The sequence below is a fragment of the Okeania sp. SIO2C2 genome (assembly GCF_010692625.1).
GTDB lineage: Bacteria > Cyanobacteriota > Cyanobacteriia > Cyanobacteriales > Microcoleaceae > Okeania > Okeania hirsuta.
Genome location: NZ_JAAHGM010000081.1, coordinates 1 through 17,943, shown reverse-complemented (window position 1 = coordinate 17,943; position 17,943 = coordinate 1). Strand labels below are relative to the sequence as shown.

Annotated in this window: 11 protein-coding genes, 1 tRNA gene and 2 pseudogenes; 6 read left to right on the top strand and 8 right to left on the bottom strand. The window is 37.4% G+C overall.

Features of this window, described 5'->3' with window-relative positions; translation table 11 throughout:
• Positions 1 to 86 precede the first annotated feature (86 nt).
• Positions 87 to 1,889 carry a bifunctional serine/threonine-protein kinase/formylglycine-generating enzyme family protein gene (locus F6K18_RS32310; RefSeq protein WP_287527062.1) on the bottom strand — a complete coding sequence of 601 codons (1,803 nt, stop codon included), beginning with the start codon at positions 1,887 to 1,889 and terminating at the stop codon, positions 87 to 89.
• 1,716 nt (positions 1,890 to 3,605) lie between these two features.
• Here F6K18_RS32310 and F6K18_RS32305 point away from each other — a divergent pair.
• Positions 3,606 to 7,301, top strand: a complete 3,696-nt coding sequence (locus F6K18_RS32305) for a family 10 glycosylhydrolase (RefSeq protein WP_287527060.1) — start codon at positions 3,606 to 3,608, stop codon at positions 7,299 to 7,301.
• 568 nt (positions 7,302 to 7,869) lie between these two features.
• On the top strand, positions 7,870 to 8,862 hold the full coding sequence (locus F6K18_RS32300; protein WP_287527058.1) for a hypothetical protein: 993 nt from the start codon (positions 7,870 to 7,872) through the stop codon (positions 8,860 to 8,862).
• 321 nt (positions 8,863 to 9,183) lie between these two features.
• Here F6K18_RS32300 and F6K18_RS32295 read toward each other — a convergent pair whose 3' ends face one another.
• Positions 9,184 to 10,263, bottom strand: a complete 1,080-nt coding sequence (locus tag F6K18_RS32295) for a PIN/TRAM domain-containing protein (RefSeq protein WP_287527056.1) — start codon at positions 10,261 to 10,263, stop codon at positions 9,184 to 9,186.
• A 455-nt stretch (positions 10,264 to 10,718) separates the two neighbouring features.
• Between F6K18_RS32295 and hemW the strand changes: the two genes are divergently transcribed.
• Positions 10,719 to 12,026 (top strand): radical SAM family heme chaperone HemW, encoded by a 1,308-nt coding sequence (hemW, locus tag F6K18_RS32290; protein WP_287527054.1) that lies wholly within the window; start codon positions 10,719 to 10,721, stop codon positions 12,024 to 12,026.
• A gap of 197 nt (positions 12,027 to 12,223) precedes the next feature.
• Entirely contained in the window at positions 12,224 to 12,481 is a 258-nt protein-coding gene (locus F6K18_RS32285; RefSeq protein WP_124144689.1) for a DUF1830 domain-containing protein, read from the top strand.
• A 254-nt stretch (positions 12,482 to 12,735) separates the two neighbouring features.
• On the opposite strand, the gene F6K18_RS32280 is transcribed toward F6K18_RS32285, so the two are convergent.
• Positions 12,736 to 12,858 carry a hypothetical protein gene (locus tag F6K18_RS32280; protein ID WP_287527052.1) on the bottom strand — a complete coding sequence of 41 codons (123 nt, stop codon included), beginning with the start codon at positions 12,856 to 12,858 and terminating at the stop codon, positions 12,736 to 12,738.
• Between the two features lie 274 nt (positions 12,859 to 13,132).
• Here F6K18_RS32280 and F6K18_RS32275 point away from each other — a divergent pair, with 274 nt between their 5' ends.
• Positions 13,133 to 13,519 (top strand): hypothetical protein, encoded by a 387-nt coding sequence (locus F6K18_RS32275; RefSeq protein ID WP_287527050.1) that lies wholly within the window; start codon positions 13,133 to 13,135, stop codon positions 13,517 to 13,519.
• On the opposite strand, the pseudogene F6K18_RS32270 reads toward F6K18_RS32275, so the two are convergent.
• From F6K18_RS32270 to F6K18_RS32250, 5 genes and pseudogenes are all read right to left on the bottom strand, one after another.
• Positions 13,516 to 14,204 (bottom strand): annotated as a pseudogene (locus F6K18_RS32270) (IS1 family transposase). The gene F6K18_RS32275 and the pseudogene F6K18_RS32270 overlap by 4 nt on opposite strands.
• Before the next feature lie 269 nt (positions 14,205 to 14,473).
• A tRNA-Asn gene (locus F6K18_RS32265) sits at positions 14,474 to 14,545 on the bottom strand.
• A 156-nt stretch (positions 14,546 to 14,701) separates the two neighbouring features.
• The gene (locus tag F6K18_RS32260) at positions 14,702 to 15,247 is read right to left on the bottom strand and encodes an NYN domain-containing protein (protein ID WP_287273061.1); all 546 of its coding nucleotides are present in this window, start codon (positions 15,245 to 15,247) and stop codon (positions 14,702 to 14,704) included.
• 521 nt (positions 15,248 to 15,768) lie between these two features.
• Positions 15,769 to 16,449, bottom strand: coding sequence for an ABC transporter ATP-binding protein (locus tag F6K18_RS32255; RefSeq protein ID WP_287527048.1), 681 nt, complete (start codon positions 16,447 to 16,449; stop codon positions 15,769 to 15,771).
• Complete coding sequence (locus tag F6K18_RS32250) at positions 16,446 to 16,712, bottom strand: hypothetical protein (protein WP_287527046.1); 267 nt, start codon at positions 16,710 to 16,712, stop codon at positions 16,446 to 16,448. Before F6K18_RS32250 ends, F6K18_RS32255 begins: the two co-directional genes overlap by 4 nt.
• A 762-nt stretch (positions 16,713 to 17,474) precedes the next feature.
• Between F6K18_RS32250 and F6K18_RS32245 the strand changes: the two are divergent.
• Positions 17,475 to 17,943 (top strand): annotated as a pseudogene (locus F6K18_RS32245) (photosystem II D2 protein (photosystem q(a) protein)); the annotation flags it as partial.

Below are 17,943 nucleotides of genomic sequence, written 5' to 3'. Positions count from 1 at the left end.
TGGGGTGAAAAATTTTCCTGCTGTTACTTCTATACGGATGGATGCAGGAAAGAGAGTAAAGGGCAAAAGGGGAAAAGAGAAAAGGGTTAAAGAGTTCTCCCACCATCGCATACTACACGAAAACCAATAATGTCCAAGTGGTTGTCGCGCCTAAAGTTGAATTCGCGAATCGCAGAACGGCAGTCATTAGGATTGTAAAGCCAGGAACCGCCACGCAGCGCAGAACGATTCTCATTTTCATCTAACCAAGCACTTCCATCTTTAGGTGCACCATTATAATTATTGTGCCAATCATCAGCACACAATTCCCAGACATTACCATGCATATCGTATAAACCAAAAGCATTGGGTGGAAAAATTCCTACATCTGTTGTTTCTTGAAGATATTTTCCTTTCGGTTCATCAGCATAAGTAGAAGTGCCACGATAGTTAGCTAACTCAGACGTTATAGTTTCTCCAAAATAAAAAGGTGTTGTTGTTCCTGCACGGGCGCCATATTCCCACTGACTCTCACTGGGTAAACTATATTTTTTACCTGTTATTTGAGAGAGTTTCTGGCAAAATTCTGTTGCATCATTCCAACTTACATTTTCTACAGGACGCCTTACACCTTTAAACCTAGAAGGATTATTTCCCATAACTGCTTGCCATTGTGCTTGAGTGACTGGATACTTTCCCATGAAAAATTCTGGCACATCTACATAATGTTGCGGACCTTCATTATTTTCTCTCCCTGTTTCTGTTTCTGGAGACCCCATAAGAAATCTACCTGCGGGAATTTTTACCATTTCTAGGGTGACTCCATTACCCAGGTTTTCTGTTATTACTTCTGCTTGATGTTGATGGCGACTGATTATTTCTCCTCTGGTATTTACTGTCACAGTCTTAAATTTTTGAATGGAAATATTTGTATTAGAGGTAGATGCTAATATTGTTTTTGTTGGTTTTGTTACTGGTATCGGTGTGGGTTTTAGTATGGGTAGAGGTTGTTGTTGAGGAGAAGGAACTGCTAATACTGTTTTTGCTTGTGTTGTTATCGGTGCTGGTGTTGGTTGTGGTGAAGTTGTCAAACCTAATGCTTCTAATACTTCTTTTGCATTTTCATAACGCTGGGAAAAATATTCATGTATCATCCTATCTAATATATTTGCTAGACGGTTACTTACTTGTGCTTGGTTTCGCCAGATTATATTTCCTGTCTTTGGGTCTGTGGGTAAATTTCCTGGGTTTTTACCGGTCAGTGCTTTTATTCCTACCATTCCTACTGCATATATATCGCTACTCAGTTTTGGTTTACCGATCGCCTGTTCGCTTGGCATATATCCTGGTGTTCCGACTGCTACAGTTAAGGTGGTTGTTCCTGGTTGGTTAGCTGTGGTTAATACGTTTATTTCTTTTACTGCTCCAAAGTCGATTAATACTATTTTTTTGTCTGATTTACGACGCATCAAGTTTTCTGGTTTGATGTCTCGATGAATAATATTATTTTTGTGAGCTACTGCTAATGCTGATAATATTCCTTTGAGTAGGGTAATAGTATAAGACTCGCTTAATTTTTTTCCTGATGTTAGTTCTTTACTTATATCTTGCCCTTCTATATATTCTTGTACTAGGTAAAATTCTGTTGCTTCTTGGAAATGGGCAAATAGTTTTGGTATTTGGTCTGAGTCTTTTCCTAGTTTGTATAAGGTTTCTGCTTCTGTTTCAAATAATCTTTGGGCAATGGTTAATGTTCCTGGGTCTGAACTTTTGGGTTTGAGGTGTTTGACTACGCATTTAGGTTTGCCTGGTAAGTCTAAATCTTGAGCTAGGTAGGTATCTCCGAATCCTCCACGTCCGAGGGACTGAATAATTTTGTATCGTTGTCTCAGGATTTTTCCAGACTGCATGATTTTTTCACTTATCAGTTCAGTTATTCAGATATTCAGACTTCTTCGTATACTATCTAGCCTTGTTTCAAAATTTTTTCAACCTGTGTAATTTAATTTTGCTGTTAAGTTAGGGAAATATGGTTTTTTTGGCCTCATTTATTTGAGTATATATGAGCGCACCTTTTCCATTATACTTATGATATCATGTCAAGTTTTTTTGTCAACTCCGTTTTTCAGTTATCAGTTATTAGACATCTCCGGAAAAGAGGGAGTAGGGAGTAGGGGGAAATAATTGATAATTTCTGTAGGATAATTGATTTAATTTTTTATTATTGGAGATGTCTATTAGTCTTTTTTAGTTCTCAGCGATGGGCGTTCCGAGTTTTTCGTATACTGCCTAGTGTCGCTACCCGGAAGTTAAAAGTCATGCATTTAAAAGCGAGTGCTAATTGGCGAGGTTTCCTACGTATAAAGTGCGGAAGTAATTCCGCACACAGCCCCTCCAGAATGTAAGACGCACATCTGACAGTCAAAAATATTGATTTGTAATTGTTTGAGGATTTTGTAACTGGTCAGTTATTTCCACCATCCTGCACTAGCTTTGTTTCAAAATTTTTCCCAGCTTTGTAATTTAATTTTGCTGTTGAGTTAGAGAGATATGGTTTTTTTGGCCGAGTTTTTTTGACTATATATATATGAGCGTATTTTTTCCAAAATTCTTAATAATACCATGTCAAGTCTGTTTGTCAACCCGATTTTTCAGTTATCAGTTTAGATAGAAATTTAACTTCTGAGTTCTGATTCTTTGAAATATCTCAATGCTAATTTCTCCTTTAAAGATAATAAAACTGAATGCTGAACGCTGTTTGCGCAGCATGACCTAGGAAATGCTGACAAAATTATTAGCAAGAATCTTTAATTTTTATTTTACAAATTAGCTAAAACTTATATTCGTTAAGCTATTCAGATTTTCCAGATTTTTTTTTGTACCTATAGATACTAAAAATAGTCATAGTAATTATCTATTAATTATCAACAGTAGTTTTAATTCTATAGGAGTTTACTTTGTCTCATACTGTATCTTTAAACACTTGGAAAATTTTAAGTTTTTTCTGAATTCAAGCCTTCCTTAATTACAAGAGATTTTATGTATAATTAAAGTCAAACTACTAAATTACTGACACAAAAATTTCATTTATTGCAATGTTTTAGTGAATTATATCTAAATACTTAAGGAAAATTATGGAAAATTATATTTAATTTTCTCCTGAAAGTTAGTTGTATTTATTGATAAAGAATAAATCAACACTACTTAATTTTCACCTGTAGATTGATCAAATAAATTATGAGACAATTTTGACAGTTTAGTAAGTATTTATGTTCTGTGTAGATTTTTTTTTACTTGACATAAAACCTTGAATATGTTAGAGAAATAATTGGTAATTTTCACCATATTTTGAGGGAATGAGAACAGATAAAACTAACCTCAAGTCTGCTAAATAAATTAATTTTTAAGATTAAATCAAAATGCCTAATATTTCTAAATATAAAATTTATGAAGTTAAGTAAAGCAGAGAATTGCAATGAATTCATAGATAAATATTAGTTGATCAACCATTTTATGCTCAAATAACTTATCCAATCGAAACAACTTGTGAAATCAAATAACTATTAATTCAAGCAATTATTAATAAATTTTCTTTGAATACTTATTTAATTAAATCAAGAGGAGTAATGAGTAAAAAAAATCCTATATATAAACAGATTTTACCACAACTAACAAGTGCCTTACTAAGTTTAATTGTACTGTTACCAACCCCAAGTAGAGCTAATACTTTATTAGGAATAATTCGAGATGATGGAAATACAGATGAATGGAATAACATCATTACACGAATACGCAATCTAGGTATCAGTTATGAACCAATTGATTTAAGACAAATTAATACAGTAGCTGACCTATCTGGGGTGAGAGTTATCTTTTTAGCAAACATTGAAACCTTAACTCAAACTCAAGTAGACATTATAGAAGAGTGGGTAAAACAGGGAGGGAAATTAATAGCTAGTGGCCAGGTAGGGAGAAAATCTAAACCAGGAGTAAGGCAAGAATTGCGATCGCTCCTTGGGTCTTACTGGGCCTTTCCCCTGAGTCAACCCACAACACCGGAAGCAAAATATCGTTGTTTAGATATTGCCTGCAAAAAATCTACCAGTTGGACACCGATGGGAAATGACCAAGATACTGTTGAGGGTGGAGTATTAATTCCGGCAGGGTTAAGCAGTACAACTGCAGCTACTTGGAAAGGAAGTTCAGGTTCTTCAGCGGTAGTAATTACTCCTCAAGCAACTTACTTCGGTTGGAACTGGGGTAGTAGTACGTCTGTAAGGTTAGATAGTGCTTGGTTGCAAGCTGTGTTAAATCGCTATCAGAGTCAGCCACAATTTACAGCGAGAAATAATAATCCATTAACCACACCGAATAGTAGTCCGATAACCACACCGAATAGTAGTCCGACTGTACCCATCACTCCTAGCACTAACCCAGTTAAAATTAGACCCCGTATTTCCTCTGCACCACCAACGACTGAAAATAGGAATCCAGTTAAAGTTCAACCTAGAACTACACCTGTAAATTCAAATATAAATCAACCTCCTACGACAACTCAAAATTCGACTGAAAATAGGAATCAAGTTAGAGTTCAACCAAGAACTGCACCAGTAAATTCAAATACAAATCAATCTCCTACGACAACTCAAAATTCGACTGAAAATAGGAATCAAGTTAGAGTTCAACCAAGAACTGCACCAGTAAATTCAAATACAAATCAATCTCCGACGACAACTCAAAATTCGACTGAAAATAGGAATCAAGTTAGAGTTCAACCAAGAACTGCACCAGTAAATTCAAATATAAATAAATCTCCGACGACAACTCAAAATTCGACTGAAAATAGGAATCAAGTTAGAGTTCAACCAAGAACTGCACCAGTAAATTCAAATATAAATCAACCTCCTACGACAACTCAAAATTCGACTACAGCTCAAGATAATATTTGGCTGAGAAGTCAGCAACAGAAGACAAACACCGAACAAAAATCACCACAACCAAATCAACCACCAGAAACATTAGGTAGTCAAAATAATAATTTAACCTCACAGATAAATACAGTTCCCAAGAGTAATAATGTTTGGGACAGATTTCGAGAACAAATAAACCGACAAAACCAACAAGCTGAAAATATCAGTACCAAGGAAAGCGTTGTTAATTCACTGGAAAACTCTAGTTCAGAAACCACAAAAAATAATAGAGGAAATATTTGGAACAGAGCTAGACAACAAACTGAGCAACAAAATCAACCAACTGAAAATATCAGTACCAAGGAAACCGATAACCCTACTTCAGAAACCACAAAAAATAATAGAGCAAATATTTGGAACAGATCCAGACAACAAACAACTACACCATCCCCTCGCCGTAACCCCCTAGCTTCCATACTCCGACCTTTGCCCTCACCAGAGGGACAAGTACCAAACTCGCAAACAGACCCTTCATCAGAATCAGCACCTGCGGGTTTGGAAGTCAGACAAGGGAACTATCCAATTAGCAGAGCAGAAGCTAATGCAATGTTGCAAGAGTTAAATAATCTCTTGGGTAGATTTGAAAGTGCTTTGGTTGCAGCTAAGTCAGCAAATGTAGAAGTTAATTTGTCAGCAGATAAAGGTAGGTTGGTAGCTACCAATAGCGATCGTAGTACATTTGTTGCTCAAAGAAATCGAGAAATAAGTGATGCTCAACAAATAGTCGAACGAGCACGCTTGGCAATTCAAAGATTCCCCCAACAGGTAGCATCCAAACAATATGCCACTGCTAGAAATCAATGGCTGCAAACAAGGCAAATGTTGTGGCAGAATTATCCCACTGATGGGGAAAGAGCAGGGGCTGAAATTAGAGCTGTGTGGTTAGACAGGGGTACAATTGTGAGGGCGCGGTCGGAACGTGGTCTGGCAATGGTTTTTGACCGACTTGCTGCTGCTGGTATTAATACTGTTTTCTTTGAAACTCTGAATGCTGGTTACACAATTTATCCCAGTAATGTTGCTCCCAGACAGAATCCTTTGACAATTTCCTGGGACCCACTTGAGTCTGCTGTTAAATTAGCTCGCGAGCGGAATATGGAGATACACGCTTGGATTTGGACGTTTGCGACGGGGAATAAGGCTCATAATCGCGCTCTCGGTCAGCCAGATAGTTATTTGGGTCCGGTGATTTCGGCTCACCCCAATTGGGTGATGACTGATAAAAGGGGTCGTAAAAGACATCCTTCTGATGGCAAGGTTTATATGGACCCTGCTAATCCTTATGTTCGACAATATCTGTTGAGGATAATAGATGAAATTGCTAGTCGCTATCAGGTTGATGGGATTCAACTTGACTATATTCGCTATCCTTTTCAAAATCCTGGTCGGAATTTTTCTTATGGTTACAGCACGATAGCTCGCCAACAGTTTCAGCGGTTGCATGGTGTAGACCCGATGAAGATTTCATCACGCGATCGCCAAAATAGGTGGAAGTGGACTGAGTTTAAGATTAATCAAGTTAATAGCTTTGTTGCGGATATTTCCAAGTTTCTCAAACAGAAATATCCAAGGATGATTTTGTCGGCGGCGGTGTTTCCTTTTCCACGTCATGAGCGTTTTGATAAAATTCAGCAAGATTGGGAAACTTGGGTTCTCAGGGGTGATATTGATTTGTTGACTCCGATGACTTATGCTTTGGATACGAATCGTTTCCAGCAAATTACGCAACCGCTGACAAGTACGCGAGTATTAGGTAGTACTTTGATAACGCCTGCAGTTAAGCTTTTGAATCTTCCTGAAATTGTTGCGGTTGATCAAATTCAGGCGGCGAGGGATTTGCCTACAGGAGGTTACATTATTTTTGCTGCGGAAAGAATTACTGGGGGGTTACATGGATTTTTGACTCGTACTCAGGGAGGACCGGAAACTGGGAAGAATAATAGAGCTTCATTGAGTACTTTTACGAACCCTTCTCATGTTGTGGTGGGTCCTATTCCGTATCGACAACCGTTTGCAGCAGCAGCAGATCGTTTTCAAGCTTTGAAAAAGGAATGGAGTTTTTTGTTGGCAAATGAGCAACTTTCTATGAGGAAGTCTGAACTTGAGAGTTGGCGGAATAAAGCTGAGGAGTTGGCAGCAGATTTGAATCAATTAGCTGAAAATCCCGATAATAGTAGTTTGAATAAAGCTAGAAATAGTTTGAGAAGATTTCAGTTACAGTTTAGAGGTTCTATGAGTGTTCATAGGAGGGAGAATGCTTATCAAGTTCAGACTTGGCAAAATCGTTTAGCTGCTTTGGAAATGTTGTTAAATTATGGCGATCGAGTGCGGTTAAAAAGTGGGAGATTTTAAGTTTGCTAGTTGTGTTGGTGTAGGATAGTGTTACGCCATAGCATATTATTTTAAGAACCGCAACATTGATTGGTTTTCGCGGACGACGCTTCCCTTCGGGAGAGCGCGGGTCTCCAACCAACGTTGAGATCAAACTGACTGAATTGATACTTTATCCTAAAATATAAAATTGATATTCTTTTTTAGTGCTATTTCCTGACTTCTATTTTCTAACTTCTGACTTCTTAAAGTCAGGGTTGACAATTAGTAAACTTTAAAGTTATAATTAAATATTTATATTCCACGGCACTATTAAGTAGCATTTAATACACATTATCACTGCTACTGATAGGTCAGCATAGACACTGATACACTAGCAAAAGAACCTTGAAAAATTAATAACAGCAGCTTTTTAATCATTTCTAGTTTTTTAGGAGTGGTTAAAGGGTAGTTTTTCGTCTTTGCTATCCTATCGACGTACCTAGCAGAAGCCTTCTATGGAGGAAGTGTACTAACGCTAAAATCCTGATTCTTTTAGCGCTTCGTTTGAAGCAGAACTAGTTGAAACAAAATAATTGGAGAATTTGATATGGAAGAAATTCTTTTCACCGAAACTCTAGAAATAGATGAGACTACAGTCTTTTCCTTGGGAGATGAATATGCGACTCTTGACCGTAGCATTGTTGATGCTGTTAAAGCAGAATTTAAGTTAGGAGAAATCTATCTCCCTGTCCCTGAAGATTATGCGTTCAACGTCACTGGGAAAGAATATTCCAACAATGCAGATAAAGATACTAATGGAACACCCGATCCTGGACAAACCCTTGAGTGGTTTGGAAATGGCTTAACAAACGATGGGTTTGATTATGGGATTGCAGGTCAGGTAGATGCCATGGCGAATCGAGGAGACGCTTTCTTCCATGCAGTTATTGCAAATCAAGCTAACCTATCCTTTTCCACAACCTTTGATGACAACATCTACTTTCAAACCCCTAGCGGTTGGAATGGAGTTGATTACACCCGTGATCAAATTGATCTACCAGGTGTTCCAGGTCCAATAGATCCTGGAGTGCTTGATGTAGATGCCTTAGAAGTTTGGGGACCTGTAGATGCTAACCGCTTCTCCATATATGGATATCCTAATGTAGCTGTCTACGACCATAACCCTGTGACAGGAATTAACACCCCACTATATTTCACACCAGAAATTGCTCGAGCTATTGGTGTACCTCGTACACATTGGCATTTAGTTAACGTTGATGCCATGATGACATTTGGGAATGACTTGATTATGTTTAGCGTTGATCCTATCTCTGAAGTAGGGTTAGATGGAGGTGAAATCTGGGTTTGGGATCGTGCTGCTGGAGGTGCGGCTAGTTTCCTTGATCATGGGGGTAATACTTTTGATACTGGTTTTGACGTGATGGGAACTTTTGGCACAGCTTCAGAAAATATCAATGCTCTAGAAGCTGTTCAACAATACTATATACCATGGATTTCACCAGAGTTTCTCATTCCAACTGAAATTCCCTCAGAAGGCTTTATAGCTGACCCACTTCCCCTTTCTATAGAAGGATTTTAAACCTAAAAGATATCGGGAGGAAAGTTCTCGGAAGATTTATCCCCTGGTTGAATAACGACACGCGGGTTTCAACCCGTAGTAAAAATCTGCTATCCTAGCTAGTTTTCATTATCTTTTTCCTTCTCAAATGTTGGTAATTATACTAAATCCGGTTTAGAAGGGAGATTATTGTGAAGGTAAGGCAGAAGCCAAAATATCTGTATTCTATGTTAATGAAAACTGCTATAATTAACCCCAACTATCTGAAATACAGAAAATTGGGGCTGTTTTTTGAGCATATTTTATTAGGCATTTTTCAGGTGATTATAACTATCACCAAAATTAGGCTATGGCAGACTCTTGAGTCCGAGCAAAAATCATTCTACCCGCAGAAGTTTGCAGGGAACTGGTGACAATAACTCTAACCTCATCTCCAACATATTCACTACCTGATTCCACAACTACCATTGTACCATCATCTAGATATCCAATACCCTGAGATGGTTCCTTCCCTGCCTTACGAATTTTAATTTCAATAGTATCACCAGGTAGATAACTTGGTCGTACTGCTTGAGTCAAATCGTTAATATTCAGTACCATAACTTTTTGTAGACTAGCAACTTTAGACAAATTGTAGTCATTAGTTAACAAAGTACCATTAATTTCCAGAGCAAAATGAACCAATTTAGCATCTACTGTAGAAATGTCTTCATAGTCTGCAAAATGAATTTGAATCTGAGAAGGGTAAACTGCTTTAAGTCTATTTAAGATGTCTAACCCTCTTCTACCCCTAACTCTTTTTTGATCGTTAGAAGCATCAGCTATCAGTTGTAGTTCCTGTAAAACGAAATGTGGTACCAGAATTTGCCCCTCAAGAAAACCTGTTTCCAGTAAATTTTCTATCCTACCATCAATAATACAGCTAGTATCCAAAATTTTAGTAGTAGCAGGCTTAAGAGTACCTTCTGCTACTAATACTGTATCTAGACTGTTAGGATTAATCAGCCGTAAAAAACCACGACCATGAGTATCAGCAACGTTAACTCCTGTAAAGCCTAACATGACACTGCCTAAAACTGCTATAAGAGGCTTAATAAAGCTAAATTCCTCTGGAATAGGAAGTAAAAAGAGTGGCGCTAGCATTAAGTTTGCCACCAATAGTCCAATTACTAATCCTATTGCTCGAGTTAATAATAAGTCAACTGGCATCTGGGCAACTTTTGCTTCCACTCGCCGATATGTAGTTTGGAATACCAATCCCAATACAAAGCCAATCAAGGAGGTAAAAGCAGCTAATACTGAACGTAAACCTTCAATATTGGTAACTTCTAATAATACATTGGGGGGTAATAGTTCTATGCTATAGAATCCTATTCCTGCTCCAGCGAGTACAAATGAAATGATAATGATTGCGTCAAGCATTTTTTTAGTTTGTTTTATAGATATAGAAATTTTCCCATTAGGTACTCAGCAATAGTGAGTAATAACCATAATTTTTGGGCTGCTCAATGTTGCTTCTATTATATCTTCAAGTAAATGTTCCATTCTTGAGAGTTTTCTTGTTCTCAGCTTCCTCAACTCATAAAAATTTTGAAGCTATTCATAATGAACTTTGCTTTTCACAGTTCCTACTAAAGTATAAAATCTATCTTGTAGCAAAGATGATGTGATTATTTTTACTTTGGTTTTAATGACAACATTTTGAATATTACGTCTTTGAAATAGTCATACGGTTATATCTTAAAGTTATTTTTTTTACTTTTTACTTAAATAATATTTCTATTGATCGGCATTAGTTTTTGATAATTTACTGTATTACTACTCTTAATTAAATTCATAATTGTTTAAGATAGTTTTATATAAGAATATATTTTGTAATGAAAAGGCCAATCGGAAATTACTATATCCCTAGTTCGGCTTATGTCCATATACCTTTTTGCCGACGGCGGTGCTATTACTGTGATTTTCCGATTTCTGTAGTGGGCGATAATAAAAGAGGTGATAATTTTTCTCCTATTCAAGAATATGTGGAGGTAATTTGTGAGGAAATAAACATTACAAAATCTTTTGACCGACCCCTAGAAACTATTTTCTTTGGCGGTGGTACACCCTCTCTTTTGTCAGTGAGTCAATTGAACCAGATTCTAGATGCCCTAGAGCAAAAATTTAGAATTGTGGCCAATGCTGAAATCTCTATAGAAATGGACCCAGGAACTTTTGACTTAAAACAGGTACGAGGATATAAATTCCTAGGGATAAATCGAGTTAGTTTAGGGGTACAAGCATTTCAAGATGAGTTATTAAAGGTTTGTGGGAGAACCCACAATGTCTCGGATATTTACAAAGCAGTAGACATATTACATCAAGCAGGAATTGTTAATTTCAGCATAGATTTAATTTCGGGACTGCCACATCAAACTCTAGAACAATGGCAAACTTCTTTAGAAGCAGGAATTGCTATTTCCCCAACTCATATATCTAGTTACGACCTCGTAGTAGAAGCTGTAACAGCTTTTGGACGTTATTATCAACCTGGTAATCCTCCTTTACCTACAGATGAAACAGCTGCTCAAATGTATCGAATGGCACAGCAGTTAATATCAATTTCAGGATATGAACATTATGAGATATCTAATTACGCCAAGCCAGATTATCAGTGTGGTCATAATCGAGTCTACTGGGAAAATCTTCCTTATTATGGCTTTGGTATGGGTGCAGCAAGTTATGTAGCAGGGGAAAGATTTACCCGACCACCTACACGCAAAGAATATTATCAATGGGTGCAATCTGTCGATAGGCAATACAAGCTATCGCTTCAAGATCGTAGTTTTAAACATCAGGGTATTGATACATCTAATAACTGCTTAGAAGCTAATCAGGAGTGTTTGTTAGAAACACTAATGTTAGGATTTCGCTTGGCAGATGGAATAAATCTATCAACATTATCTCAGCGTTTTGGTCAACAAACTGTAGATCAAATATTAATCTATTTGCAACCCTATCAAAAGTTAGGGTGGGTAGAATTAATTAATCCAAAAGGTATAGTAACCTTATTCTCAAACAACCAAAAATTTCCAGTAGAAGGATATTTGAGGTTAACCGATCCTGAAGGTTTTTTGTTCTCCAATACAGTTTTATCGACGTTATTTAGTAAACTGAGTAATTCTATCAGTATGGAGTACTAAAATATGAGCATTTATACTGGTAAAATAATAGGTTTATAGTGGACGATTTAAGCCTAATTAATTTTCTTCAACAAAAGCAATTAAAAATGTGCTGAAGCGATCCCTATTAGTTTATAATAATTGTATTGGCACTCAAAGATATCAAGGTTCAGTAGGGTTGCTAATCGGCAACAAAAACTTAGAGGGAATGAAAAACTGTGACTATAGCACTAGATAGACTACCAAAAAAACAAGTTCAAAAAATTCTTTGTTTCTATGTGAATACTACTCACAAGATACAGATTGCTAGAATTAGTAATCCTCAAAATGAATATTGGGAACATACTGTTTTCCCAGGAGAACGTTTCTTATTTGAAGCAGTTCCAGAAGCAGAATTAGAAATTCATCAAAGCATAGAAAATGCTGAAATTAGGTGTGAACATTTTTTGTGCAAGGACTTGAAAGTTGATGAGTAAGTAACAGTTGAAAAGTACTCAAAATTAGTTTCATCAGGTAAGTAGGAAATAGTTAGTGATTGATATTTTTTTTAGATTGATCACTAACTATTGTTATGGATCGACTTAGGTCAAATATTGTTAACTAGCTATCAGCATTTCAGCACTCAGCAGATGATTGATAAATATATTGGGGATGGGAAGATTACATAATTATTTGTATTTGTATACTTGTATTTCAGATAAAATTGCTTTTTTACTCTCTTGCTCAACTTTCAGCTTTTGTGAAGTAACTGTAGCGTTTTATGACAATTTCCCGTATAATAAGCTGCCCCTATTTCCTCTAAATTAAGTGGAATCATCCCCACTGCATGAGCACCATCTACTAATGTATCCACACCTCGTTTAGCTAATTCTTTTACCAGTTGTTTAATGGGAAATACAAATGCTGTTTGACCACATTAGTAGTCAAGCAATGCGAGTTTTGTTCTTGGTGAAATATGTTTGATAACTGCTTCAACCGACATTCCGCAGGTCTAGCTTGTAGTGTCAGGTATTTATTGCTCAGATTTTTACATGATAGGCATTACGAGCAAGGTTTAAGTATAAATACATACTACATCAACTATTGACTATAATTCTTAATATTAGAATCTGTGTTCCACCATCTTCGTGGAAAAAGGTACTGTAGTATGTTTGTCGTGCGGAATGTGGGCTTCAATTATTTGTTGCGGAGACTCTGCTGGAAAAGGTAGAGATGCGACTATCACTTTTGCAGCTGTGCGATCGCTAACAAAATTCAGGGCATTACGACAGGCGTTGTATTTTTGGTCTGTGGTTAATAACTCATCGGTAGGGGAAAAGTTGAGTGAGCGTAATACTGCATTTACCCCAGTGCTTGCATTTGGAACAAATATTAACTTCTCTGACTATGTACCTACAAATTTTGCTAACTTTTCTTTACCTTCATCCAGTAGAGTTTCAAACTCTCGGACAAAAAAAATGTACTGCTTCTGTTTCCAACTGTTCCTGGGGCGTTGCACAGTGACGAATGATTAAGGTAATTGAGGGATTTGCTGATGTTTCAAATAATAGATCAGCAAGGGAACTGATTTGCACAACATATCAATGGACTTGGAGTAGCATAAAGTTTTGCGATGTAACCTAGCGTGCGTAGTGTCTTAAACGGCAATTTTCTCCTTCTACTCTCGTCATTGCTGCGGGTGCTGACCAGGTGATCACAATCCTCGATTAAGCTTGGATTTACCTTGTACCCGTCAGTAATATAAAGAAAACAAGCCCAACCTTGAATCATCTGCCATAATATTGTGAAGGTAACGGCGGAGCGATCGCCCCCGTACAAACTTGAGAATTCCTGGCATTTGGCTATTTACGACTGTCCAGACCCAAATTTGGTTTTTTTTGAGCCAACAAAAGTTTGCAGTTCATCAAGCGTGAGCTGTTTCAGGAATTTCATAGTTCTCCAAAGCGAATATGTGCTTGGTGCAAGCCGTACCCAGTTAAGCACAGTATTGTGGGAAATACCAGTCACTCTCTCAATGGCTCCCAATCCCATGCCGTTAAGGGACATTTTTACACAAAGCTCTTTAACATCAGAACTATAACCCGCAGGACAGGGGCTATCTCGAAATTGACGGCCACAGTCACGGCAAAGATAACTCTGTTTTCCCTGACGATGACCATTTTTAACTACTTTATGGCTTTGACAATCAGGACAATCCATCTCTCAATCAAATTCTAGAATATCATTCTCTATTGTGCAACACCGTTCCTGGAGTCTCATCTGAGCTGTCAATACCTACAATGGACATGCTCCAAAAGACCCATAATTGAGAAAAGTAACATTTGGGTTAACAGACCAATATAGAGGCTAGTTATTTGTATGTTCGTACTGAAACATTAATTTATTAGTTCTAGAATCTTGAACTTAAGATTTTAGTCTAAAAATAGAACTACTAACTATCTCTAGGTCAAAAACCTAAAATTTTAAAACTCCCCGGGCGGGATTCGAACCTGCGACCAATCGGTTAACAGCCGACCGCTCTACCGCTGAGCTACCGAGGAATATGTAACTTTATCTCTGAGCTACGATTACTAATCTTAACCCTAACTCAACATATTTTGCAACCCTTTTTTATATTTTTTTTATTAATAGTTCTAATAATGTAGTTTTATTAAACTAATTTGACTTTCAGGTATTATTATGGTAATAAGTAAAAGCTATTTACCCATTCTTAGTTCAGCTAGGCGCTTTTGAGACTCTAGGTCTAGGTAATTAGCCAAAAAACGGCCTGATGTTCTTTTGCTTCGTTGACATCTACGCCGAACGCTACTTGCTACACTTTCAATGTCATGGGCAAGCTGTTGAGAAGATATCCATTCTGCACCATAACCTACCACAGTAAGTTGTTGAACACGATCTGAAGTCGCAACAATTAACCTACTCTTAGACAGGCGCATCTCTTGACGAAGATTAGCACAAGCTTTCTCTATATATGTATCTGCTGTCTGGCCGAATTCTGTATAATAAACAGATAAACGATCGGTAATAACCTCTTTAACTGTAGGAGTATACTGGTATTGAGAATCAAATACTATACGAGTATTCAAATCTTGACTAGCACTATAATTTACCATCGCTTCTATCAAATCTCGTCTTGCTGTTTCCAAGCCATTAATCTTAAAGCTTTCTTGGAGGCGAGGCCAGATACCAATAACATTATAGCCATCTACGAGCATAACCTTTCGTCTTAAAGAGCGTGACATGATTCAAAGGGATAATTCTCCACAGAATGTTAACAAATACTAATGTAATATAACATTTATTCAGATTCTATCGTGGTCAAAAAAAATAATCCCTAAACTTTCAAAGCTTGAGAGTTTAAGGATCAGAAATTTTGCTGTAATAGTGAGATAAATTTTCTATAGATTAATATTTTCCACAAGGACATTGATTCTTCTTAACCTATTTTTTGGAGATTAAAGTTTGATCTCAGGGAGGTATCGAATCACTATCTGCCTAGTTTGATTTTTTCTATTTCTACTATCATCCCTATCTGCCATTCCTCCTTCTTATACTTTGTATCTTTGTATCTTTGAGAGTAATGTAGATTAGGAAGTTCAAGTTTAAGCCAAATATTTAACTCATTGAGGGTGCTAGGGGCAGCTATAAGTCCCGCGCTATATCTGAAACATTAGCGCCGGGATACATGGACTCCCCCAAGCTGATTTGATCCGCTCAACCCCCCACTAAAATCATCAATGTAAAAGTCAGCATCGGGAGGATGTCACTCAAACTTTTCTTTAACAGTTTCGGGTTTCCGTATTACTGCTTGACCTCGATCTAATACAAATGCTCCATCACAATAATCCAGCTCATTTAGACGATGAGTAACCCACAGAGCAGTAATACCTCTGTTTTTCACCAAGCTTTGAACTTGAGTGACCAAATCTAATTGACTGTCTGGGTCAAGTAAAGCAGTAGGCTCGTCCAACAGCAAGATGTCACAATTACGAGCAATAGCTCCAGCAATTGCTATCCTTTGTTTTTGACCCCCGCTTAAAGCATATATAGGACGCCTTTGTAAATCTAAAAGATTGACTGCTGTTAAAGCATCTTCTACCCGATGACGAATTTGAAGTTGAGAAAGTCTCTCTTCAACCAGTCCAAAAGCCACATCTGCTCCCACAGTAGGCATCACCAATTGATGGTCAGGATTTTGGAAAACAAAACCCATTCGCCCTTGAAAATGAATTTTTCCAGACTGAGGAGACAAAAGTCCTGCTAATACCCTTAACAAAGTTGATTTACCACTACCATTAGTACCCAGGAGCATCCAGAATTCTCCCTTTGGTACTTTTAGAGAACAAGAACGTAAAACCTGACTACCATTAGGCCAATCAAAACAAAGGTCTTGTACTACAATCGCTGGACGAGTAATTTGAATACTGTTATCCCTAGGGTTCATTGTGTCAGGGCAACAAAACCAGGTGGTCTTCCAGTAGCTGCAGCACCAGATTTTTGGGAAATCTGGACCCCAGAAATTTCACTGGCTAGTATAGCAATCTTTTTCTCAGGCATTTTCTCACAAGTAAGTTCTATAACTTGAGGATTACCAGAACGAATAGACTCAAGGACTTGTTGATAAACAGCTTCAGCATCCTCAGCTAACTTACGTTGTACTGAAAATGGTGCGGGGGTATATTTCACAATAATGTCAATAGTGAACATTTCTTAGTGATAAGTATAATAAACGTTATACATAAATATAGTCATATATATTCAAACAATGTCAAATATCTTCGTGAATTTGTACAAAAGAGCGACTAAGTATTTGACAAAATTTAATAACTCTCGACCATACATTTCATGCCCTAATCAAGTCGGCTGAGAATTCAAGGCTAAATTACCATCACAGAATCTTGCGTAGTGGCCTGTTAAGCCTTAAATGTTGTATTAGGGCATGTCATCAATTAAAGAGGTTGACATTAAAATTATAATATGATTATGAATAATAACTATCAGGAATAACAAATGATGCCGAGGAGCAGGTGATAGAGCCTTTGACCTACAGAGGAATAGAAGTAGTGATTCCTCCGAAAAAAAAACTGCGCGTGAACTTCGTAATTACGATGAGATATTGTATCAAGCACGTCTATGAATTGAAAATTTTTTCGCGCCTTCTCAAACAATATAGAGCGATCGCTACTAGATAAGATAAACGTTAAAGTTATCTGAGCTTGCCCCATAACCATTGAGAATACTTAACTTCAAAGTCTAAATCTAAAATCTAAAAAACAAATCGTCTCTAAAAACTATTTTTTTTTGTTGCTCCAACGAGAAATTATCTATATAATGATAACTAAGGTAAAGAAATTTAAACAATGTTTACAAAACCTCTCATATTCTGCTATGGCAGAACAATAATTATTAAGAGAAGGTTGAGATAAAAACGTTACCTGTAGTTATCATAATTATTTGGAGAATTCCGTAATGACTGTAGCAGTCGGACGCCCGCAGAGTCAACGAGGACCATTTGATGTCCTGGATGACTGGCTGAAACGCGATCGCTTCGTATTTGTAGGCTGGTCTGGTATACTCTTGTTCCCATGTGCTTTTCTGGCCATTGGAGCATGGTTAACTGGAACCACCTTTGTTACTTCCTGGTATACCCACGGGTTAGCCAGTTCTTACTTAGAAGGCTGTAACTTCCTGACCGTAGCTGTCAGCAGCCCCGCCAACAGTATGGGACATTCCATACTCTTCCTCTGGGGTCCAGAGGCTCAAGGAGACTTTGCTCGTTGGTGCCAAATCGGTGGGTTGTGGTCATTCACAGCTCTCCATGGTGCATTCGCTCTGATTGGTTTCTGCCTACGTCAGATCGAAATCGCCCGTTTGGTAGGAATACGTCCTTACAACGCCATTGCCTTCACAGGTCCAATTGCAGTATTTGTGAGTGTAT